The organism is Microcoleus sp. B3-D7, assembly GCF_036705305.1.
Lineage (GTDB): Bacteria > Cyanobacteriota > Cyanobacteriia > Cyanobacteriales > Microcoleaceae > Microcoleus.
Genome location: NZ_JAUBUE010000115.1, coordinates 1 through 2987 on the forward strand (window position 1 = coordinate 1; position 2987 = coordinate 2987).

The following is a 2987-nucleotide window of genomic DNA, read 5'->3' on the forward strand; positions in this document are numbered from 1 at the left end:
CTGCGCCCCCGCATACATAAAACCCCTTGTTAATCCCACCATTCCTTCGCCTTTAACATTCTGTCCCATTCCCGTCTGACAAGCACTTAAAACCACTAAATTTGCCGCCAGTTTCAAGTTGAAAATATCCGTGAGGCGCAAAAAGCCATTGACAAGATTGCCCTTGTTATCTACCGTAGACATCACAATTCCTGACAGTTCGGGATTTTTGTTGTTGGCAATGCCGTGGGTGGCTAAGTGCACGATTTGATAATTAGCTAAATTGCCGTCGGTAGCGGTAGTGCGACTGGCATCAAAATCAAATATTTGACGGCTAGAAGCTGAGGGGAATAAGCTGGATATTGTTTGAGCTTCTTGGCGACTAAATGCGAGGCGTTTTGGTGGCCATTCTATCTCGGAAGCACGAAGCGAGCGATTTAAACCGAGGTTATTTGCTTCTAATTTTTCGGTTGTTGCTGGGGTGATTTTTCCTTTAATTCTTTCATCATCTGGACTGAAAACAGGATCTGCTAAAATTGCTAATGTTTGGCTTGGTGGTTTTCTATCTGCATAATTTTGCCTGAGAATGGCGAGAGTTGAGGCGGAAGGCAGGGTAATAATTTCATGTTCGGCAATTAAGGGAACATTGGTATTTTGTCCTCGGGTTGGGTCAAGAGTTAAAGCCGGAAAAGAGGTATAGTGCAGCACGCCGTCGGGAACAATTAATAAGCGTTTATTGCCTAATTTGGCTGCTGCGGGCTGTAAAATTAATTGACTCAGATTGGCACTGGCTTCGGCAACTTTTTGGGGAATCTCTCTGTGGATTGGGCTAGTTATTGCGTCTCGAAACTTCCCGGCTGCTGTTTCAATATCTGCGCGTTTTGGCAATTCATAGCTGGTGAGTTCCTTTTGGCTAACCACCCACAAATAACTGCGGTTTGTGCCGAGGGAATACTGCAATAAAATCGTGTTTTCATCGATAATCTGCTTCTGAATTTCTGTCAGTGTTAAAGGTTGGGGCTGGGTGAGGGCAGCGTAGCGGGGGCTGGCGGTACGAATCTTTGTTTGGAGTTGCTGATATTGTTCCAAAAGTGCAAGGCGCCCCGAGTCGATTTCAGCGATTTTAGTTGCGTTGGGGTTGGGGCTGCTGAGTTCTTGAATGCGCTGCTTTTCAATGGCATTGAGTTGCTGTTGCAAGCTCTTTTCTTGTTGCAGTAAATTGGGGTCAATGCCTTCGCGAATGTTGGCGTTACTTTCAAAGAGGAGTTCGAGGAGGCTGCGGGTCCTCGAACGTTCGCTGGCTTCTAAGGCTTTTGTATCATGACCGGATTTAGGATTAGCTTTATGCAGTTGCATTAACAAATCGATGTAGAATTCGTAGTAGTCCTGTACTGTGGCAAAGTATGAGGTGCGGAGTTCAGGGCTGGCAATTTTGGTGCGGAGGTTTTCGATGATTTTGAGAGAGGATTCAATGTCGTTGAGGGCTTCGGTAAGATTGTTGAGATCGCGCTTGACAGCAGCCATGCCGAAAAGGTTGACAGCTTCTATTCCGGGGTTGCTGACAGCCCTACTCAGGACCAGGGATTGGCTAAAATACTGTAGCGCTTTTTGTTTCTCTTCCAACTTTAAGTAAACTAAGCCAATGTTTTTGAGGATGGTAGCTTCCCTGCTGCGATCGCCCACTTCCCGACTCAGGCGAAGGGATTGGTTGTAATACTCTAAAGCATTTTGTTTGTCTCCCGAATCGTCGTAGATTCTGCCAATGTTGTTGAAGGTGAGAGATCCCGCGCTGCGATCGCCGATTTCCCGACTTAGATGGAGGGATTGATGGTAATATTCCAAAGCTTTCTCTTGCTCTCCCAATTCTGAGTAGACAGCGCCGATGCTGTTGAGGATATTAGCTTGCGCCGATCGATCGCCCGATGCCTGACTTAGGGGAAGGGATTGGTTGTAATATTCTAAAGCTTTCTGTTTCTCTCCCAAATCTGAGTAGACACTGCCGATGTTGCTGAGGGTGACAGCTTCCCCGCTACGATCGCCGACTACGCGACTTAGGGGAAGGGATTGGTTGTAATAGTCTAAAGCTTTTTGTGACTCTCCCAAAGCTAAGCAGACAGCCCCGATGTTGTTGAGGGTGGTAGCTTCAAGCGAGCGAGCGCCAATTTCCCTACTCAAGGGAAGCGATCGGTTGTAATATTCTAAAGCTTTTTGTGGTTCTCCCAAATCCGAGTAAACTTTGCCGATGTTGTTGAGAGTGATAGCTTCCCCGTGGCGATCGCCCGAGGCGCGAGTGGGGGGAAGGGATTGGTTGTAATATTCTAAAGCTGTCTGTTTTTCTCCCAAATCCGAGTAGACTTTGCCGATGTTGCTGAGGGTGGTAGCTTCCCCGCTGCGATCGCCGACGGCTCTCCCCAGCGGCAGGGATTGGTTGAAATACTGTAGGGCTTTTTGTGGCTGTCCCAATTTTGAGTAAACTAAGCCGATGTTGCTGAGGGTAATAGCTGCTTGCGATCGATCGCCGACTGCTTGACTCAGGGGAAGCGACTGGTTCAAATACTGTAGCGCTTTCTGTTGCTCTCCCAATTCTGAGTAAACTAAACCGATGCTGTTAAGGGTGACAGCTTCTTTCTCGCGATCGCCCGCCGATCGATACAGTTTTAATGCTTCTTCATATTTGGCGATCGCACCTCTTAAGGCTTGCGCTGTTCCTTGTTCGTAGAGTTTCTCTGCTTCTTCATATACTTTTTGGGCAGCGTCGCTACTGTTAGTTTGTGCTGTTTGTACGACTTTACCAACGGGCACGGCTGCTGCAACTGGCTGACTTAACTGAACCGAAAGTGCGATCGACATACCAGCCAAAAACCATTGAGTGCGATCGAACATAACCACCCCTTTTGTATTTTTGTCAATCTTAATCACTAGCCCGCTTACTGTAAAGGCAGGAAGAGTGCGATTCGTTGAAGCGTGAATCACGGTGAAAACCCGACACATAACGTTTCCAGCCACGA

At 47.4% G+C, this 2987-nt stretch carries 1 protein-coding gene; it reads right to left on the reverse strand.

All coding sequences use genetic code 11. The features are described from left to right. Window positions 1–2862, reverse strand: a 2862-nt coding sequence (locus tag QUB25_RS29490) for a CHAT domain-containing protein (RefSeq protein WP_445251999.1), incomplete at its 3' end; no start/stop codon positions are given. Window positions 2863–2987: the final 125 nt, after the last annotated feature.